At 66.2% G+C, this 20,451-nt stretch carries 11 protein-coding genes; 3 read left to right on the forward strand and 8 right to left on the reverse strand.

Annotated features, from left to right (window positions below; all coding sequences use genetic code 11):
• Positions 1-35: 35 nt before the first annotated feature.
• Positions 36-1,388 carry an MFS transporter gene (locus ACP69V_RS08615; protein ID WP_135195406.1) on the forward strand — a complete coding sequence of 451 codons (1,353 nt, stop codon included), beginning with the start codon at positions 36-38 and terminating at the stop codon, positions 1,386-1,388.
• A 78-nt stretch (positions 1,389-1,466) separates the two neighbouring features.
• Here ACP69V_RS08615 and ACP69V_RS08620 read toward each other — a convergent pair whose 3' ends face one another.
• The 5 genes from ACP69V_RS08620 to ACP69V_RS08640 form a co-directional block, all read right to left on the reverse strand.
• On the reverse strand, positions 1,467-3,137 hold the full coding sequence (locus tag ACP69V_RS08620) for an alkaline phosphatase D family protein (protein WP_426023488.1): 1,671 nt from the start codon (positions 3,135-3,137) through the stop codon (positions 1,467-1,469).
• A gap of 10 nt (positions 3,138-3,147) precedes the next feature.
• Complete coding sequence (locus ACP69V_RS08625; protein WP_426023489.1) at positions 3,148-5,661, reverse strand: TonB-dependent receptor; 2,514 nt, start codon at positions 5,659-5,661, stop codon at positions 3,148-3,150.
• A gap of 139 nt (positions 5,662-5,800) precedes the next feature.
• Positions 5,801-7,162, reverse strand: coding sequence for a hypothetical protein (locus ACP69V_RS08630; RefSeq protein ID WP_426023490.1), 1,362 nt, complete (start codon positions 7,160-7,162; stop codon positions 5,801-5,803).
• Positions 7,163-7,182: 20 nt separating this feature from the next.
• A complete protein-coding gene (locus tag ACP69V_RS08635; RefSeq protein WP_426023491.1) occupies positions 7,183-10,254 on the reverse strand; it encodes a TonB-dependent receptor domain-containing protein in 3,072 nt (1,023 codons plus the stop codon).
• A gap of 63 nt (positions 10,255-10,317) precedes the next feature.
• Positions 10,318-11,673, reverse strand: a complete 1,356-nt coding sequence (locus tag ACP69V_RS08640) for a dicarboxylate/amino acid:cation symporter (protein ID WP_426023492.1) — start codon at positions 11,671-11,673, stop codon at positions 10,318-10,320.
• 238 nt (positions 11,674-11,911) lie between these two features.
• On the opposite strand from ACP69V_RS08640, the gene ACP69V_RS08645 reads away from it, so the two are divergent.
• Positions 11,912-13,747, forward strand: a complete 1,836-nt coding sequence (locus tag ACP69V_RS08645; RefSeq protein ID WP_426023493.1) for a sensor histidine kinase — start codon at positions 11,912-11,914, stop codon at positions 13,745-13,747.
• Positions 13,747-15,078 carry a sigma-54-dependent transcriptional regulator gene (locus ACP69V_RS08650; protein WP_426023494.1) on the forward strand — a complete coding sequence of 444 codons (1,332 nt, stop codon included), beginning with the start codon at positions 13,747-13,749 and terminating at the stop codon, positions 15,076-15,078. Before ACP69V_RS08645 ends, ACP69V_RS08650 begins: the two co-directional genes overlap by 1 nt.
• Before the next feature lie 37 nt (positions 15,079-15,115).
• Here ACP69V_RS08650 and ACP69V_RS08655 read toward each other — a convergent pair whose 3' ends face one another.
• Genes ACP69V_RS08655 through ACP69V_RS08665 form a run of 3 tightly spaced genes read right to left on the reverse strand, consistent with a single transcriptional unit; the run spans position 15,116 to position 20,396 of the window.
• Positions 15,116-16,576: a M81 family metallopeptidase gene (locus tag ACP69V_RS08655; RefSeq protein WP_426023495.1), complete on the reverse strand. Its 1,461-nt coding sequence runs from the start codon at positions 16,574-16,576 to the stop codon at positions 15,116-15,118.
• Complete coding sequence (locus tag ACP69V_RS08660) at positions 16,573-18,168, reverse strand: serine hydrolase domain-containing protein (protein WP_426023496.1); 1,596 nt, start codon at positions 18,166-18,168, stop codon at positions 16,573-16,575. Before ACP69V_RS08660 ends, ACP69V_RS08655 begins: the two co-directional genes overlap by 4 nt.
• A gap of 17 nt (positions 18,169-18,185) precedes the next feature.
• Positions 18,186-20,396 (reverse strand): TonB-dependent receptor, encoded by a 2,211-nt coding sequence (locus tag ACP69V_RS08665; RefSeq protein ID WP_426023497.1) that lies wholly within the window; start codon positions 20,394-20,396, stop codon positions 18,186-18,188.
• Between the last annotated feature and the right edge of the window lie 55 nt (positions 20,397-20,451).

A 20,451-nucleotide genomic window follows, 5' to 3' on the forward strand; every position in this document is an offset into this window, starting at 1 on the left:
CTGATAATCCTGTCTCACACGGAGCGACCAAGCCCATGTCCGCCTCGACGACCCCCTCGTCAGAGTCGCTGGAACGCGACGCCGCCAAGATAAACTCGCACCATGGCAAGGTGGATGCGGGCGAAATCGCCATCGGCGTCATTATCGGCCGAACTTCCGAGTTTTTCGACTTCTTTGTTTACGCCATCGCCTCGGTGGTGGTTTTCCCCCAGCTTATCTTCCCCTACGCGGGCGCAGTGGGCGGCACGCTGCTGTCGTTTGCGATCTTCGCCCTCGCCTTCCTGTTCCGCCCGCTGGGCACGGTCCTGTTCATCGCCATCGACCGCAAGTTCGGGCGCGGCGCCAAGCTGACGACCGCCCTGCTGTTGCTGGGCACCTCGACCGTGTCTGTCGCCTTCATCCCCAGCTATGAAAGCATCGGTATGTGGGCGCCGGTGCTGCTGGCCCTCACCCGCATCGGTCAGGGCGTCGCCCTGGGCGGCACCTGGGACGGCCTGGCCTCGCTGCTGGCGCTGAATGCGCCGGAGGGCAAGCGCGGCTGGTACGCCATGATCCCGCAGCTGGGCGCGCCCATCGGCCTGCTGGTCGCCTCGGCCCTGTTCGCCTTCTTCCTGAACACCCTGTCGGCCCCCGACTTCCTGGACTGGGGCTGGCGCTATCCGTTCTTCGTGGCCTTCGCCATCAACGTGGTCGCCCTGTTCGCGCGCCTTCGCATCGTGGTGACGCCCGCCTTCCAGAAGCTGTTCGAGACCCGCGAGCTGCAGCCCACGCCCGTGTCGCAGGCCCTGCGCGCCGAAGGCCCCAAGATCGCCATCGGCGCCTTCGCCCCCCTGGCCAGCTTCGCCATGTTCCACATGGTCACCGTCTTCCCCCTGTCGTGGGTCTTCCTGTTCACCAACGAGACGCCGGTCCGCTTCCTGATGATCGAGATGGTGGGCGCGGTGTTCGGCCTGATCGCCATCCTGGCATCGGGCGTGCTGGCCGACCGTTACGGCCGCCGCACCCTGCTGGCGATCACCGCCGCCGGCATCGCCGCCTTCTCGGGCTTTGCGCCGCAACTGCTGAACGGCGGCGCGGCGGGCGAGCTGACCTTCATGATCTCCGGCTTCATCCTGCTGGGCCTGTCGTTCGGCCAGGCCTCGGGTCCGGTGGCGTCCAGCTTCAGCCTGACCCATCGCTACACCTCCTCGGCCCTGACCTCGGACCTGGCCTGGCTGTTCGGCGCAGGCTTCGCTCCTCTGGCGGCCCTGTGGATCTCCAGCCAGTTCGGCCTGATCGCCGCCGGCGCCTATCTGCTGTCGGGCGCCATCTGCACCCTCGTGGCCCTGTGGCTGAACCGCGAACTGGCCCGCAGCTCCTCCGACAAGGACCGCGCAAAGGCGGTCTGATCCGCCGGCTCACGAGGCACAAAAAAACACGGCCCGCAGTCGCCTGCGGGCCGTGTTGCGTTTGAGCCTATGGCTGGGTCAGACTTCCGTCAGATCGCCTTGTGGAGAGACAGTGAAGGTCTTCACCTTCTTCAGCTCATAGGATTTGGCCATGATGGTCGACACCGCCCACAGCTCGCCGATGACCTGATCTCGGGTGACGTTCAGCAGCACATAGCCCTTTGACGTCTGGTCGCAGAACTTGACCTCGGGATTGGCCGCCGACAGCGCCACGCCCAGCGGCAGGCCGCCGACATGGTCGCCTGGCGACGGGCTTGAGATCGAGGACGTGCCGAACTCGACCGCCCGGCGCGCGCCCGCTTTGTCGTGCAGTTCGTTGACCCAGAAGGCGTGGCTGTCGCCCGCCAGGACGATAGGCGCGACGTCCGCCGCCGCAAAGGTCTCATACAGACGCTCGCGCCCGGCCGGATAGCCGTCCCAGCTGTCCAGATTGAACGGCAGGCCCAGCTTGAACAGCTGGATCGCCGCCTCGATCTGCGGTCGGACATCGTCCGCCAGGCTCGCCAGCATCTGCTGGATCTGCTCCGGCGGCATCATGCGCGAGATGTCCGGCCCCTTGACCTTGGCCATCACAACCTGATTGCCGAGAATCTGCCACGGCCGGCCCGCCGCCTTGGAGCGGCTCAACGTCTCGCCGATCCACTGACGCTGACGCTCGCCCAGCAGGTCGCGATCCGGCACCTGGCGCAGCGCCTCGAACGCCGCGACATCCGGCGCGCCCTTGGCCGTCTTGGGGATGTCGGCGAAGGTCATCTGCTCGCCCCGCGCCAGCAGCCGGGTCTCGACCATCGTCAGGGTGGCCAGGTCGCCGAAGTCGAAGCTGCGGTTGATCGCGTCGTTCAGCGCGCCGGCCTTGGGCTCGCGGATCGGCATCCATTCGTAATAGGCGCGAAGGGCCGCCGCCTTGCGCGTCGCGAAGTCGCCATCGGTCTCGGGTTGATGGTTCTCGGCGCCCATCATCCAGGCGTCGTTGGCCACCTCGTGATCGTCCCACACGCAGATGAAGGGCGCGCGGGCATGGGCGGCCTGCAGGTCGGGATCGCTCTTGTACTGGGCGTGGCGCGTCCGATAGTCGGCCCGGCTGACGATCTCATGCGGCGGCTGCGGAACCCGCCCCAGGGCCGCGCCTGAACTCATGCCATAGTCAGACGGCTCGGCCCCGTATTCGTAGATGTAGTCGCCCAGGTGGACGACGGCGTCCAGCCGATCCAGTTTCGACAGGGCGTCATAGGCGTTGAACAGCCCACCGGGATACAGTTGGCACGACACCACGGCCAGGGCCAGATCAGCCGTCACACCCTCAGGCAAGGTGCGCACACGCCCGACGGGCGAGGTCACGCCATTGGCGACGAAGCGATAGAAATACTCGGCCCCCGGCTCCAGACCCTGGCCGTCCAGGTCGTGCTTGACGGTGAAGTCCCGCTCGGCCCGCGCGCGCAGTCCGGTCGAGCGGCGCACGATGTCGCCGAACCCGGCGTCATGTGCGACCTCCAGCACCACGGCGACCTCCCCGACCGACGGATCGGTCGGGGTGACGCGGGTCCAGAAGACGGCCGAACGCGTGTCGGGATCGCCGCTGGCCACCCCGTGCAGGAAGGCGACCGATCCGGTGTTCGTCGCCTGCGCCACGGCGGGCGACGCCGCCCCCGCGCCGAGAAGACCCAGAAGACTGCGGCGATCCATTTTCATCGTCAGATCCTCAGAGCTTCAGCTTGAACACGAGGCCGTACGACGCAGGCCGTCCAGCGATGAAGGTCGGCATGCCCAGACCATCGCCCGTATTGCCGGCGTCCTTGATGTACTCCTCGTCCAGGACGTTCTCGCCGAAGGCCTCGACGCCCCAGTTGGCCGAGTCCGGCGTGTAGCGGACGCGCAGGTTAAGCAGGCCGTAAGCGTCCTGATACTCGTCCTGAGCCCGGTCGGGCACGATGTTGCGGCTCTGCAGCGCCGGCAGGTCGTTGTCGTCGCTGAAGAAGACCTTGGACTGCCAGGTGTAGGTCGGCTGAACCGCGATCTCGCCACCGCTGACCGGCAGGCGCCAGGTAGCACCGATCGAGGCGGCGTTATCCGGCGACAGGCGGAACTGGTTGCCGTCATAGATGCCGTTTTCGAACCGCGAGTGGTTGTAGGCATAGGTGGCGAACAGGTCGAAGTGCGACGTGACGGCGAAGTTGGCCTGGGTCTCGAAGCCGTACGACTTGGCCTCGCCGGCGTTGGTGACGATGAAGGTCGTGCCTTCCTGAACCGTCGTCTGGAAGTTCTGATAGTCGTACAGGAACACCGCGCCATCGACGCGCAGGCGGCCGTCCAGCAGCGACGACTTGGCGCCGACCTCATAGCTGTCGACCGTCTCGGCATCGACGGCTGCGAAGCGGGGCGATCCCTGCGGCGCCGACGGGGCCGAGGCGCTGATCACTTCCGGGCGGCGACCGCGCGCATAGTTGGCATAAACGTTCGTGTCGTCGCTCAGGGCGTAACGCGCCGTCAGACGCCAGGTCACGCCGTCATCCTCGGAGTCGAAATAGGCGAAGTCGCCGTTGTTGGCGGTCGGCTGGGCGATCAGGCCGAACAGCGGGAAGGCGCTGGCGGGAATGGCCAGATAGGCCGGGTTGGCCAGGGCGCCGAGGAAAGTCGGAACCTGCGCCGCCGGAATGGCGCCGGCTTGCAACGCCAGCAGGGCGCCCAGGGTGGAGCGGCTCTGGACCGAGTTCGCGAAACCCGTCGTCTTGTCGTCGCGGGTGTAGCGCACGCCCGCCGACATCTCGAACCGGTCGGTGAAGGCGTATGTGGCGTCGGCGAAGACGTCATAGGACGTCAGTTCCGAGCTGTTGATTGGCGTCTCGATATGCGCCGATTTCAGATTGGCGGCGATCGGCGTGGCGAAGGCGCCGGCGCCCAGCGGCGTCAGCAGACCGCCCAGCGCAGCCTGGGCGATGGCCGGATAGGCGGCGAGCGGCAGGGTCCGATCGCCGACCGTCGTGGGCGAACCGTCCAGCAGGCCCGACAGCTGCGCCAGGATCAGGCGCTCGTCGAACTGGGTCGGGGTGCGCTGATAGCCTTCCTCGTGGAACCAGCCGGCGCCGACGAAGCCGGTCAGACGACCACCGTTGTCGAAGCCCAGACGCAGGTCCTGGCTCCACTGTTCGCCGTGCGTATCCTCTGCGGCGGTCAGCAGCGGCAGGGACACGCCGTCGGCGTCGAACGTCTCGTAGTTGGTGAACTCGCGATAGGCTGTGGTCGCGTTCAGGCTCCAGGCGGCGTTCAGGTCGATGCGCGCCAGACCCGTCACGCCCCAGACCTCGCGGTCCAGACCCAGCGCCTTGCCGCCGTCGAAGGCCGCGCCGCGTGTCAGGGCCGCGCCCTCCCACGGTTCCTTGCCGCCCAGCACGGCGCCGGTGTTCGGATCGGCCGGCGCATAGGCGATCGACTTGAACGAGGTGCCCGAGGCGTTGTCCTTCTGATAGTTGCCGATCACGTCGAACCGCATCGCGTCCGACGGCGTCCAGGCGCCCGACAGACGCAAAGCCCGGGTTTCGATGGCGTTGAAATCCTCGCCGCCCCGCAGGTTCTCGACCGAGCCGTCGCGCGTCTTCAGGCGCGTGGCCAGGCGCAGGCCTGCGGTCTCGCCGACCGGCAGGTTCAGCGCGCCCTCGACCATGCGATAGCCTTCGTTGCCCGCCTCGATATTTGCATAGGCCTCGGTCTCGCCGGGACGCGCGCGGTTCTGCACCAGATTGACCGCGCCGATCAGGGCGCCACGTCCGTACAGAGTCGATTGCGGCCCCTTGGCGATCTCGACGCGCTCAAGGTCGAACAGCTCGACATAGGAGCCGCGCGACTTGGAAATCGACACCCCGTCCTGGAACACCGACACGCGGGCCTCGGAGGTTGCGGCGCCGGAATCCGAGGTGATGCCCCGCATCACGAAGCCGGGATTGTTCGGCGACTGGTTCTGCACCAGGAAGCCCGGCACGAAGGCCGACAGCTGTTCGAACTCCTGAATGCCCAGATCTTCCAGGAACTGGCCGGAATAGGCCGTCAGGGCGAACGGCACGTCGATGGTCTTCTGCTCACGCAGCTGCGCGGTGACGATGACGTCTTCGACGCTGCTGACCGGCGCCTGCTCCTGCGCCCAGGCGGCCGATCCGGTGGTCATCGCGCCCGTCAGGGTCACGGCCGCGAGCAGGCGCGTCTTCAATGTGGTCTTGGACATCTGATCCCCCAGATTCGGCTAAGCTGGGGAGGTGCCTACGCCGCGCCAATGTCGGGGCGACGACATCCCCGCATCGCCTTGACGACGAGGTCGAGACGATGCGGCGACGGTTGATCCGTTTACCGACGGATGAGGACGATCAGTTGTGGCTCTGGTCCGTGGACGGGCGGAAGTCCGTGTCGAAATGGCAGCCGTCATCGTAGCGCGACGCCGCACCGTGACACAGCGCGGCGACATCGCTCGGCGTAGGTTTCACGCCCTCGTCCAGCCAGCGCATCATGGCCTGGAACAGACCGACGTATTCAGGAGGCGACAGTCGGCTGTGCTCGGACTCGTCGGTAAAGGTCTGGACCAGCAAGTCCGACCGGCCGGCGGCGGCGACCGTCTCGCGGTACAGCGCCTCGTTCGACACGAAGGCGGTGGGGTCGTGTTTGGCGTGGATGGTCAGGGTCGGCGCCACGATCAGGCCGCTGAGATCCGCGTCATAGGCCAGGCGCGCGACGCCCATCGGATCGGCAGCGAACCTTTGAACGCCCGCATTCAACGCCGCATCGTCGTGTGAGCCTTGATAGGCGGTCTCGCTGTTGTCGAACGGGTTGAGGCCGTCCAGCCGATGCTGGACCATGTCGCGGAACAGGAAGGTCGCCCAGGACAGGTGCGCGACCAACTGGTCTTCCTGCACGCCCGTCACGGCCAGAATGTCGGCGAGGTTGCGTCTCTGTTCGGCCGAGCGCCGGTTCTCCGGCAGACCCACGCCCGTGCAGGTCTGCACCCGCTCCGCCAACTGGGCGCGCTTCAGCTGGCTGTCCAGCGGCAGCCCCTGCCACAGCGGATACTGGGCCTCGTCCGGCTGGGGATGGTTGTTGCAATAGAACTGATAGACGGCTCGCAGGTCTGCGCGGAACCGATAGGTGCGCGTCCCTCCGCCGATGACCCCGTTGGTCAGGACGACGCCGTCCCAGACGACCTGTCCCTCCGCATCGCGCGCATAGAGTTCGGCCGTTTTGGCCGCGACATTTCCGCCCCAAGACTGTCCGTGCAGCAGGGTGCGGCGCGGCTTGCCGAACGTGTTCCAGAAGATTTGCCGCAAGTCGTCGGTGTCTTCCGCCGCCATCCGTACGCCGTAGCCTCCCCGGCGATAGGTAGAGCCGGCCCAGGCATAACCCTCCTTCACCGTCATCGAGAACCGTTCGAGATCCTCCAGCGGGTCGTTGACTTCAGGCGTGGCGGTGCGCGGCCCGCCGTGGGCGTGGACGACGAGCACGCCGTTCCAGTCCTTTGGCACGGCGATCCAGTAAAAGCCCCCCTTCGCCGCCCGCCCCGACCAGCACTGCGTCTCTTGCGGCAGGAAGTCGGGACAGGCGGTCGGGTCCGGGGAGGGATCGGACGCCGCGGCGACGGGCGCAGCGGCTTGTTGCGACTGCGCCAGGACGAGCGGGGCGAACCCGAGCCAAAGCGTCGACGTCGCCGCCGCAAGGGTCTTGAATGAACGCACCGACATCGCCTTGAACTCCGTCCGGATCAGAACGTCTTGGAGACGTTGACGTACCAGTACCGACCGTAGGGACGATACAGCGAGCCCAGATACCCCGACGAGGTCAGCGGCGGCTGTTCGTCGGTGATGTTGCGCGCGCCCAGTCGCACGGTCGTGCCTGATGCGAACCCGTAGCCGTCCTCGAACTCGTACTGACCATATAGATTTCCGGTCAGCTGGCTTTCGACTTCCCAGGCATCGCCGTCGGTGCTGAGGAATCCTGTCTCGGTCACTGCGCTGACGTACTGAGTGAATGCGCCGACCTGCCATGGGCCTTGCGACCAGGTAAACGAACCCGACACCCGCCACTCGGGTCGCCCGTTGCGCGCAAGCAGGGTTTCCGAGATCGGGAGAGGCGTGTTTTCGTTGATCAGCCCCGCTTCACGCGCCTCGAACAGCGACTCGACCAGCGGTCCAGGCGAACGGTTGAACTCCATGAGACGCGCGGCGTTCAGGCTGGCGCGGAAGCTGCCCCACGGCGTGCCGCGAAGACGCCACTGAATCCCGATGTCCAGGCCTTCCACAGTTTGCGGCAGCAGATTGACGAACTGATCCTCGATCGAGACGATCTGACCGACCGGATCGATGCCGCTTCCCTCGAAGAAGGCGACATCGTCAGCCGTGACCGGCGCGCGATTGACGTTCTCGTTGGTCGTACCCTGCAGAAGGTTCAGGTAGTCCAGCACCACGTTCGACTGAGCGCCCAACAGGCCGACGATCTTTTCCTGCTCGATCTTCCAGCGGTCGATGGTGAAGGTGAAGTCGCCATACTGCTGAGGAATGAACCAGGGCTGGAACACCAGGCCGATCGACTGATTGGTGCTCTCTTCGGGCTGCAGCTCGGGATTGCCGGACACCAGCAGGGATGCGCTGGACGGTTGCGAACATTCGTTGAAGTTGGCGATCCGGCCGAGGCGAAGGTCCGCTTCGCAGCGGATGTAGTCGTTGTTCGTCGAAAGGCGGGCATACTGGGCGGCGTTGGTCTGCTCCAGGTTCGGCGCGCGGAAGCCCTCCGAATAGGAACCACGGACCCGGACGCCTTCGAAGATGTCCCATGCCATGGCGATCTTCGGCTTCGCGACATCGCCAAAGTCCGAATAATGCTCGTATCGGCCGGCGATCTGCAGGTCCAGGCTGTGGACCAGCGGCACGTTCATCTCGGGCGAGACAACGGGCACCGCGAACTCGACATAGGCCGAATAGACCTCGCGCTCACCGTAGGTGTCAGGGTTCGAGCTGACGGCGGCGATATTGGAAATGCTGGTCTGGCCGCTGATGGCGTCGACGAAGACGTTGGTTCCATCAAGGTCTTCGTCGCGGTCGTCCCTCTGGGTTTCCTTGCGCGCCTCGACGCCCACCGCCATGCCGACGGGACCGCCTGGCAGGGTGAACACATCCGGTCGGCTCAGCTTGAAATCCCACAGCGCCAGAGTGGTCTTCGACACCCGCGTCAGATCGGTCGATATCGCATCGATGGCGGTCTGAGAGCTGGGGGTGCAATCGCCGAAGCTGGTGTCGTCCACACAACCGCCGCTGAAGGGGTTGTAGGCGTCGGGCGTCGACAGGGCCAGACTGGCCTGCAGCGCCGTCAGGTTGATGGCGTTGGACGTGTCGGTGGCTTCCGCTTCCGAATACAGCAGCGCGCTTTCCCAGTCGAAGCCACGCCATTCGCCTCGCAATCCGCCCAGAATGCGGGACTGCGAGTTCTCAACATCGACGACCTGGCGGCCCACGTCGTTGAAGCGATACCGGACCAGTTTCACATCCGTCCCCTGCGCCGGAACATTCGCCAGGCCCGCAAGACGGTTGGGATTGAGCGAACCGTCGGCAAAGGTGACGGGACCGAAGGGGTTCCAGTAGTTGCTGGCCGGAATCCAGAGCTGGTTCAGCAGAATGGTGGGCGGTTGGATGTTCTGGGTGTTGGCGGTGTAATAGCCCAACTCGCCGAAGGCGGTGACCCCGTTGTCCATGTCGTAATGACCGGACACGAACAGGTTCAGCCGCTCGACATCGGGCGAAACCGTCGTGTCGCGCGCGCCATCATAGCGCAGTTCGCGGCCCGCGCCGCTGTAGCCGATATTGCCGCTGGCCAGGCAGACGTCGCCGCCGATCGGCGCCGTGCAACCGAAATCGCTCGGCTGATTGTGAAACGCGCCGGCCGTGGACGTCAGATTGGTCGTGCCCTGGCGCACCCGGAACGGCGTCTGGAAGTTGGCCCAGGCGGTATAGGATGACCGCCCGTCGGTGTCGGTGCTGGTTTCATAGCCCGGCACGTTGGCGAACAAACCACGCCGGTCGTCGGTCGCGGTGTAGTCCATATCCTCGGACCGCTGCGCGGTGCGGTCGCTATAGTCCAGGAAACCCGAGATGTTGCCGCGGGAGAAATCCTTGCCCGCGAACAGACCCAGGGTGAACTCGCGCCTGTGCGTACCTTCGGCGCCGCCGTATTGCGCCTTCATCTCCAGACCGTCGAAGTCTTCCTGCAGCACAGTGTTGACCACGCCCGCGACCGCATCGGCGCCGTAGATCGCCGCAGCGCCGTCCAACAGGACTTCCAGCCTTTCAAGCCCGGAAACCGGAATGGCGTTGGAGTTGTAGCTGAGCACTGGAACCGTTCCGGTGTCCGACGTGCCTTGGCTGGTGGGGTGGGCCACGATCCGACGGCCATTCAGCAGCACCAGAGTGTTGCCCACGCCGAGGGAGCGCAAATTGACGGAGTTCACGTCGCCGCGCGCCGCGTTGGATGTCTGCGGGTTGTTTGCGCTGGAAAAGAGCACGTCGCCCATCTGCGGGATGGAGCGCAGCAGATCGTCGCCGCTGACCGCGCCGGTCGCCAGAATCTCCTCCTGCGTGACCACCGTCACCGGCAGGGCCGCAGTGGTCGAAGCGCCGCGGATTTGCGATCCGACCACGACGATGTCTTCGACTTGCGCGGCCTGATCATCCTGCGTAGGCGACGCTTGGCCCGTGGCGCTCTGCGCCAAGGCTCCACCAGCCGACATTAGCAGCACAGCCGAGGCGGCCCCCGCCATGAGCGCGTACTTGGGTTGCATCTTCATTGTCTCCTCCCTCGCGGGTCGCCGTTATGTCGGCGATCCCGTCTCCAAAAATGTCTTCGTGGATCAGTCGTCCGCGAGAACCAGATCGTCGCCTGGTCCCGCCGCCGGATTGGGCGCGGCGGCGACAGGTTGCGGTTTGCCGTCCAGTGCGGCCCTCAAGGCGTCGCGATCCAACGCATTCTCCCATCGGGCCACGACAAGGGTCGCCACGGCGTTGCCGATGAAGTTGGTCAGGGCCCGGCACTCGCTCATGAAGCGGTCGATGCCCAGGATCAGCGCCATGCCGGCGACCGGCACGTCCGGCACGACCGACAGGGTCGCCGCAAGGGTGATGAAGCCCGCGCCGGTGATACCGGCCGCGCCCTTGGACGACAGCATGGCCACCAGAAGCAGCGTGATTTGCTGCCAGATGGTGAGGTCGATGTTCAACGCCTGGGCGATGAACAGCGCGGCCATCGTCATATAGATGTTGGTGCCGTCCAGATTGAACGAATAGCCGGTCGGCACGACCAGGCCGACCACCGACTTGGCGGCGCCCGCGCGCTCCATCTTGGCGATCAGGCTGGGCAGGGCCGCCTCGGAACTGGAGGTGCCCAGCACCAGCAGCAGTTCTTCCTTCAGGTAGCGGATCAGCTTGAGGATGTTGAAGCCGTTGGCGATGCCCACCAGCCCCAGCACCCCGACCACGAAGATGATGGCGGTCACGTAGAAGGTGACGATCAGGGCCGCCAGATTGGCGATGGACGCGATTCCGTAGGCCCCGATCGTGAAGGCGAAGGCCCCGAAGGCGCCGATCGGCGCAGCCTTCATCACAATGGCCACCAGCTTGAACACGGCCAGGCTCAGCGTCTCGAACAAGTCGAGCACCGGCTGACCACGCTCGCCGACCAGCGCCAGAGCCAGGCCGAACAGAATGGAGACGAACAGGACCTGCAGGATGTTGCCAGTCGAGAAGGCGCTGACCAGGGTGTCGGGAATGACCCCCATCAGGAAGCCGACAATGGTGCTTTCATGCGCGGCGGCGGCGTACTGTTCGACTGCGCCCGCATTCAGGGTCGCGGGGTCGATGTTCAGGCCGTCGCCGGGACGAACAAGATTGGCGATGATCAGGCCCACGATCAGGGCCAGGGTCGAGAAAACCAGGAAATAGGCGAAGGCCTTGGCGGCGACGCGCCCGACGCTGCCCAGATCGCGCATGCCGGCGATGCCCGTCACGATGGTCAGGAAGATCACCGGCGCGATGACCATCTTCACCAGCTTGATGAAGCCGTCGCCCAGCGGCTTCAGGCTCTCACCGAAAGTCGGCCAGAAATGGCCGATCAGCGCGCCCAGCGCGATGGCGATCAGCACCTGGAAATACAGGTGGCGGTAGAACGGCCGACGAACGGCCGGCGCGGCCTCTGACGGGATTGCGATCACGACAAGCTCCTGATGTGCGGGGGCGATCCCCGCAGTCTCCTCGATGGGCGCGATCTTCGCCACGCTCCGCCCGAAGACAGTCGGCGAGTTGATCCGACAGACCAACTTCATTGCTCACTTCGTCTATAGATATGTTTTCCTTATCTATTTTATCTCTCTGGACGGCCAGACGCGCAAAGTTGTGCGATTTTTCGCGCGCGTATCTAGTGTCGGAGTGCGATTATCCGCACAATGCGCCATGCCTTTCAGCCGTCCTTCTGAATCGCCGGCTTCGGTCGGATCCCGCCGCAGAGGGTGGCTGGCGTTCGCCGGAGGGTGGATTCTCGTCGCCCTCATCGCCGCCCTGGGCGCAGGCGAGGTGGCGCGTCGAGACGCACGGGCCGAGCTGGCGCGTCAGGCAGAGGCCGCCGCCGCCCTGCATGCCGCCGTCCTGCGAAGCGAGCTGGAAAAGCATCGCTCACTGCCCGTCGCCTTGGCCGGCGATCCCGACATCTCAGCCCTGCTGGCCGCGCCCACGACGGCGCAAGGCGAGCGAGTCGATCTGAAGCTTGAGAACCTGGCGCGTCAGACCCGCGCGGCGGTCATCTACATCATCGACGCCGGAGGCCGGACCCGCGCGGCCAGCAACTGGCGCCTGCCCACCAGCTTCGTCGGCGCCGACTACGGTTTTCGGCCCTATTTCATCAATGCGATGCGCGGCGGCCGGGCCGAGTTCTTCGCCCTGGGCACCGTATCGGGACGGCCTGGCCTCTATCTCGCGCGGAGGGTGGACAGCGTGAACGGCACGCCGCTGGGCGTGGTCGTGGTCAAGGTCGAGTTCGATGCGCTGGAGGCCGAGTGGCGCGCCTCGGGCGAGCCCGCCTATGTCGTCGATCCCGGCGGCGTCGTGCTGATCACCAGCGTGCCGGAATGGCGGTTCCGCACCACCGAGCCGCTCGACGAGCGGCGGCGTCGCCTGACCCTGACCGATCAGACGCTCCAGCCCGAGGCCCTGCGTCCCCTGCCCTTCGCCACCCCGCCGGGCGACCAGCCCCGTCTGGTCCAGGCGCAGGCCGGCGATGGCGAACAGCGCTGGATGCATGCGGCGGTCCCGACCGAGACGCCCGGCTGGACCCTGCATCTGCTGTCGCCGACACGGGGCGGCATCGATGTCGCCGTAGCCGCCGCCCGCGCCCTGGCGGCCCTGGTCGTGACCCTGCTGGCGGGGCTGGTCGCCTTCTTGCTGCGGCGTCGTCAGCAGGGCCTGGCCCGTGCGCGCGCCGAGGAGGAGGCGCGGCTGGAGTTGGAGCGGCGCATTGACGAACGCACCCGCGAACTGCGCGACGCAAACTCCGCCTTGAACCGTCAGATCGAGGAGCGCCGCCGCGCCGAGACCGCCCGCGAACTGCTGCGCGACGAGCTGGTTCAGGCCAGCAAGCTGGCGGCCCTGGGTCAGATCGTGGCCAGCGTCGCGCACGAGATCAACCAGCCCGTCGCCGCCATTCAGACCCAGGCCGAGACCGCCGGCGTCCTGCTGGACCGCGACGAGCCGCAAAAGGCGCGCGGCACCCTAGCCCGCATCGGCGACCTGACCCAGCGCATCGGCGCCATTACCCAAGAACTGAGGGTCTTCTCCAGAAAGTCCGACCCCAAGATCGGCGCGGTGCGGCTGGAAGACGCCATTCATGGCGCCCTGCTGCTGACGCGCGGCCGACTGGACGAGGGCGGGATAGAACTGGTGCGAGAGGGCGACGCCGAGGTGACGGTGCGCGCCGACCGCTTCCGGCTGGAGCAGGTCATCGTCAACCTGCTCAAGAACGCGGCCGAGGCGCTGGAGGGCCATGACCGCCCCCGCCTGCTGCTGAAGGTGACGCAAGACCGCGATCGCGTCCGCCTGATCGTCTCAGACAACGGCCCCGGCGTGCCGCCCGAGGTGCGCGCCCAGTTGTTCACCCCCTTCGTCACCACCCGCGCCAACGGCCTGGGCCTTGGGCTGGTGATCTGCCGCGACATCGTCGCCGGCTTCGGCGGCGAGCTGGACCTGGCCGAGGGCGACGACGGCGCGACCTTCGTCGCCACACTGAGGACCGCCTGATGGAGTTCGCCCGTCCGACCGCCGTCGCCCTGATCGAGGACGACGCCGACTTCCGCCAGGCCCTGGTCGAACGCCTGACGCTGGAAGGCTACGACGTGCGCGCCTTTTCCGCCGCCGAACCGGCGTTGAAGGCGATCGACGCCGACTTCCCCGGCGTGGTCGTCACCGATCTGCGGATGCCCGGCCTGGACGGCCGGCAGCTGCTCAGCCGGCTTCAGGCGCTGGACCCCGCCCTGCCCGTCATCATGATCACCGGCCACGGTGACATCGCAGATGCGGTCGCGGCCATGCACGACGGCGCCTATGATTTCGTCGCCAAGCCCTTCCCGTTCGAGCGGCTGCAGGACAGCCTGACCCGGGCGCTGGAGAAGCGCGGCCTGGTGCTGGAGAACCGACGCCTGCTGGCCATGGCCTCGGACGGCGGGCAGGAGTTGCCGCTGGCCGGGTCGTCGCGCGCCATCACCGCCCTTCGCGCCACCATCGCCCAGATCGCCGACGCCCGCATGGACGTGCTGATCGAGGGCGAGACGGGAACCGGCAAGGAGGCCGTCGCCCGCGCCCTGCACAACGGCGGCCGACGCCGGCTGGCGCCCTTCGTCGCCGTCAACTGCGGCGCCCTGCCCGACGGCCTGATCGAGAGCGAACTGTTCGGCCATGAGTTGGGGGCCTTCGCCGGGGCCCTGCGTCGCCGCGTCGGCCATGTGGAGCGCGCCCACAACGGCTCGCTGTTCCTGGACGAGGTCGAAAGCATGCCTCTCGCCGTTCAGGTCAAGATGCTGCGGGTGCTGGAGGAACGCGAGGTCCACCCCATCGGCGCCAACGAACCCCGGGCCCTGGACCTGCGGATCCTGGCCTCGTCAAAGGTCGATCTGGGCGAGGCGGCGCGCACCGGCGCCTTCCGCGAAGACCTCTATTACCGGCTCAATGTGGTGCGGCTGCGCGTGCCGCCGCTGCGCGAACGGCGCGAGGATATCCCCCTGCTGTTCGCCCACTTCCTGCGCCGCGCCGCCGACCGCCACGGGATCGAGCCGCCGACCGTCAGAGACGGGGTGCGCCGCCGCCTGCTGGAGGCCGACTGGCCCGGCAATATCCGCGAACTGGCCCATTTCGCCGAACGCGTCGCCCTGTCTCTGGACGAGACCGCCCGCCCGGCCGACGCAGGCCTCAGCCTGCCCGAACGCCTGAACCGCTTCGAAGCCGACCTCCTCCGCGACGCCCTCCAGGCCCACCGAGGCGACATCACCGCCGTGCTCGCCGAAATGCGCGTCCCCAGAAAGACGCTCTACGACAAGCTCCAACGGCATGGGCTCAAGCCGGCGGCGTTTCGGTGATGAGGATTAGGCGCGCAGTCCTCGGCGACCAAGGGCGTCAGGCCAAGCGTAGATGTCGATATGGCAGGGACGCCAGGTCCATGTTCAACGAACCCGGCGCATTGCAGTAAAGCATCGCTCCGGCCACGGGTTCGAACGCAGCGCGGAAATGCTGAGTGGACTTCACCACGACCAATGTCTTGGTCGCGAGGTCGATACCGAGCTCGGTGAAGCACTCCGGCGAAAAGACCTGCTGGCGGATGGAGTTGATGACCACGTCCACGCCCCCGATGCGCACCACCACCGAAAGGCCCAGCGGCTCGCTCATCTGGCCGGTCAGCCCACGCTGATAGGCGTCCGCGCGGACGGCCAAGACCTCGACCTCGGCATCGACCGGCGCGCCCGACATCGGTCCGACCTTACCGCCGATCCGTAGCGGCAGCCGCGCCCCAACACCCGCGTCCGACGCGATCAGGGCGGCCTGCGGATCCCAGATCATGCCCAACGCCGCATCCTGGACATCACGCGCGATCAGGGCTGCCAAAAGGAAGGTGCTGTCGCAGGCCGCGCCGCCGCCGGGATTGTCGGCGCCGTCGGCGACCACGACCGGCCCGCTGTTCGCCGACAGCGACACAGCCTCGTCCAATATCTCGTCAATGCCGCGCGTTCGTCCCGGCGAGACCTCGGCGCAAATCTCGACGAACCGGCTCAGAATATCGTCGGCTGCGGCCTCGGCCCGTTCCGGATGCGAGCCGTCATGCACCACGATGGACGCCGCCCCCGTATGTTCGCTGTCCGACCAGGGGAAGCCGTGCATCATGGATACGGATAGCAGGCCGTCGCGGCCTTCCCGCGCCGTCAGGCTGTCGACAAAGCTGCGCATGGGGTCCTCGGTCGTCCCGATCGGCCCGACGACAGGGCCACGTCGGACGATGGTGCGCGGCGCGATTTCGCCACGTCCGGTGCGCTCCAGAAGATCATACAGCTCACCCACGCGAGCGCGATAATCCGTATGCGGATATTCTTTGCAGCCGACGAGCGCGGTGGCGCTATCGGCCATCACGGTTGTGACATTGCCGTGCAGGTCCAGGATCGCTCCAAGCGGGACATCGGCGCCGACCGCAGCACGGGTGCGGGCGAGGATATCGCCTTCGCAGTCCGCATAGCCATCGGCCATCATCGCCCCATGCAGAACAAGCATGACCATGTCCAGCGGTCCTGCCGCCGCGATGTCGGCCAGCAGTTCGTCGCGGAGTTGCTCGTAGACCGGCCTTGGAAGCGGGCCGGACGGCTGGGTCCAGGCGCAGAGGCCTGTAATCATCTCATGCCCCCGCTCGGCGCCAATCTCCAGCGCATCTCCATAGGCCGGGAACGCCATGGCCTGGGCGCGCGTGGCCTCGTCGCCGGCCCGATGCAGAATGTCAGCTGCAAAGGCGCGCAGACTGGTGGGCAGGGGCGAAAAGCTGTTTGTCTCGTGCGACAGGGAGGCGACGAAGACGCGAAGCGGCCGTCCGTTCATGCGCGAACCCGCTCGAACCGCAGGCGCCGTGTGCGGCCGGCGCTGAAGCTTAAGCCGCCGCCATCGGCGTCGAACTCCACGAAGCCTCCCAGTCCGAAATGGGCCATGTCGATCGAAACCGCTCTCCAGAGCGGCCCGCCCACATAGTCCAATCGGTAGTGGGCGCCGTTCCACCGCCCCTTGAAGGTCAGCGTCACGCCGTCCACGCCGACGTCCAGTGCGGCCTCCGTTCCGGTGGATGCGGAGGCATAGTGTCCGGCGTGAGCGGACAGATCCGGCGTCGCGCCTGGTTCGAGCCGCTTCAGCACCTCCGCATTTCCCCACTGGCGATAGACCACCTCGGTCGGCGCCGCCTCGCCTTCCGGCGCCTCGACGACCATGTCGAAGATCCGGTAGGCCGAATGCAATGCGCCCTGCGCGTCGCGACGCGCGGGTAGAGTTGCCCCGCCCATGCCGATCAACTGGCGTCCGTCATGCTCAAGCAGGTGCAGGGTCGTGCCCGTGGCTTCGGCGTAGTACAGGCCGCTGACATTGACGCCGGGCAGGTCTTCCAGCGCAGGCCCCAGATCGGACACGCAGGCGTCGATGACACGATCGGCGAGGCTCATGGTGTCCACGCCGGCGCGGTTGGTGATGATGATGATGTCGAGACCGGCGTCGACCACCTTGATCATCTGACAACCGCCGCCCATCACGGTTCCGCCGTGCTCGATGGTCGCCCGTCCGCGATACTCGCCGACGGAAAGGCCCAGTCCGTACCGGGTCGAATAACCGCTTTGCAGCATGAAGGGAGCCTTCATCGCCGCCCAGGTTTCGGGAGTCCCCACGACGGGACGATCCATATGGGCCATCCAGCGCAGCATGTCGTCGACGGTGGAGACCATGCCGCCCTCGCCGGTCACCTCCATCCCCATATAGTCCTTGGTGAAGGTCCCGTTCGCCCCCAGCATATGAAGGGTCGCGCTGTTGGACACGAAGTCGGTGTCGACGCGGCGAAGAAGCGTGTCGGACATGCCCAGCGGTGTGAAGATCCGCTCGCGCAGCACGTCTTCCAGCGACTGCCCCGTCAGCCGCTGGATGGCGACGCTCAAGGCCGTATAGCCGCCGTTGTTATAGGACCAGGCCGTCTCGGGCGCGAAGTTGGTCGCGTCCTGGCTTGCGAACAGATCCAGCGTATCGGCCTGGGACATGTAGTGGCCCATGCCGTTCAACTGCATCGACAGGTCCAGCGAACACCGCAGGCCGCTGGTGTGGCTCATCAGCTGGCGCATGGTGACGCCGTCGGCGACTGCGGGCGACATCTCGGGGATGTGTTTGCGGACCGGATCGTCAAGCGAGGCCAGGCCTTCTTCGACCAGCAGCATATAGGCCAGGGCGGCAAAATGCTTGGTGGTCGAACCGATCCGCATGCGGATCGTCGGCGACAGGGTCTGGTTCAGCTCGATGCTGGCCAGGCCAAAGGCCTTTCGATAGACGGGCCGCCCCGCCACCGCGATGCCGACCGCCACGCCCGGCGCATGGCTGGTGTCATAGGCCGCAAACAGGGCGTCGATGACGGCGGGATCGACGGCGACGGGGATGCGAGCGGTCATGGTGGATTCCACTGAAGCTAGAAGCGGCGGCTCAAGGTCAGACCGATGGTCCGGGGCCTGAGCGGCGTAATCTGTATCGGGCCGCCGGCAACGGAGAAACTGGTGACCGCAGAGAGTTCACCAAACTCGTCGAAGAGATTGCGGACATACAGCTGCGCCCGCACCTGCCCGAAATCGACGCCGGCGCGCAGATCAACGGTGGTGTAGTCCGGAAGTTGGTGCTGGGGAGAACCCGGGCTCTGCTCGAAGCTTGCGACCCGGTCATCGACATAGCGGACCGTAGCGCCGACATCGGCGTCATAGCCGCCAAGCGAAAAGGCGTAGTCTGCGGACAGCGCCAGGGTGACATCAGGCGCGTCGGGCAAGGCGTCGCCCTTTTGACCGCCAAGATCCGGAGAGTCTGCTTCCAGTTGAGCGTCCATCAGGCTCAGCGACCCTACCAGGGTCAGGGCCGGCACGGGTCGCGCCGTGACCGTCAGCTCCGCGCCCTTGATGGCCGCCTCGCTGGCGTTGGCCACGACGCCCACTCCATTGCGAAGCGCCACGATCTGCAGATCCGTCCAGTCGATCAGATAGACGCTCGCATCGAGACCGAAGCGCCCATCGGCCGTGCTGACCTTGTAGCCCGCCTCGTAGCTTTCCAGGCTATCGGAGTCGAAGGTCGGCGGCGCCAACGGCTCGCCGGTGACCGGATCGTTGGAAACCATGTTGGGACCGCCCGGGCGATAGCCGGTGGCGTAACGAAGATAGGCGATAGAGCGGTCGTTCAACCGATATTTGGCGTTGGCCAGATAGGTCGTCACGTTCTCGCTGGAACTCCGCTTGGGCGCCGGGGCCACCAGCAGGCCCGAGGCGATCTGCTCATAGGTCTGTTCGTTCTTGGCGTAGCGAAGGCCGCCGGACAGGTCTAGGCGATCCGTTACATGCCAGGTGGCCGTCCCGAAGACCGCGGTCTCCTCGTAGAGACTGGGCAGTTCCGCGTTGAGCAAGAGGATCGGGAACGGCGCGCCGGTGACGTCGGTGGCCGGCAGGGTCTGGAGCTGGAAACTCTTTTCGCGGGTGTAGAAGCCGCCGGCGATCCAGTCGATGGATCCCCAAGACCCGGCCAGTCGCGCCTCCTGCGTGAACTTGTCCGTGTCGACCTCTTTCACCAGGGGGGTAGAGCCCAGGGCGAAGCCGAACCCGCCCAGAAGCGGCACATAGAGGGCCGAGACGTCGGTGACATGATTGATGTCGCTCGTCTGGTAGCTGGTGACGGACGTCAGCTGGGCCGGGCCGAAATCATAGTTCACGACCGCGCTGGCCAGGCGGAAGTCCTGGGTGAAGGGCTCGGAGAAGCGGCGCTGATCGTACTCCCCATCGACAGGTTCGCCCGTGGCGGGATTGAAGTCCACGGATCCTGATCCATCCCGCTTGATGTCCTGTGCGAAGGCCGTCAGACGCACGGAAAGGTCGTCCGTGGGATTCAACAGAACATCGACCCGCCCGCCGAACACCTCGGAGGTGTTGGCGTCTTCCTCGCCCAGGGTCAGGTTGTCGATGAAACCCGCGTCCTTGGTATAGAAGCCGTTCAGCCGGACGGCGGCGGTGTCGCTTGCAAACGGCGCGTTCAAGGCGCCCGCCAGATCATAACCGACGCCTCCGTGGGCCGTGGAGTTCACCCCCGCGCGAAGACCGCCGCCGAACCCGGCGGGATCGGGGGCCTTCGTCACATATTTCAGCAGGCCGCCCATGGTGCTTGCCCCATAGAGCGTGCCTTGCGGCCCCCTCAGGATTTCGACGCGTTCGATATCGAACAGACCGACATCCAGAGCCAGTTGCGCCGCGCCGGCGAACGACGTGCTGGAGCCGTACGGCACCTCATCGACATAAATGCCGACCGTCGGCGACACATTCAGACCGGTGGTCACGCCACGCAGGTTCACCTGTCCCTGCCCCACGCCGTTGCTGGTGAAAGACAGACCAGGCACCGTCGCAGCGAAGTCAGACAACTGCGTCGCCCCTGTCGCCTGGAGCGTCTCGCCGGTCAGAACCGACAGGGACAATGGCGTATCGCTTGCCCGTTCCTCCCGCTTCTGGGCGGTCACGATCACGTCCGTGAGTTGGGTCGCCGGATCAGGCGAAAGGCCTGCGGTCTGAGCCAGGGCGGGCAGGCCGCCCAGCGCCGATGTGGTCAAAAGAGCCGCCAAGCCGAGCAGCTTGTGTTGGTTACGACAGGCGTACGTCATGAGAAACCCCCGATTGCTGTCGCCCACCATCGACCCTGTCGCGTTTCTGTCAAGA

This window comes from Brevundimonas sp. PWP3-1b1 (assembly GCF_049896065.1).
In the GTDB taxonomy this organism is placed as follows: Bacteria; Pseudomonadota; Alphaproteobacteria; order Caulobacterales; family Caulobacteraceae; genus Brevundimonas; species Brevundimonas intermedia_B.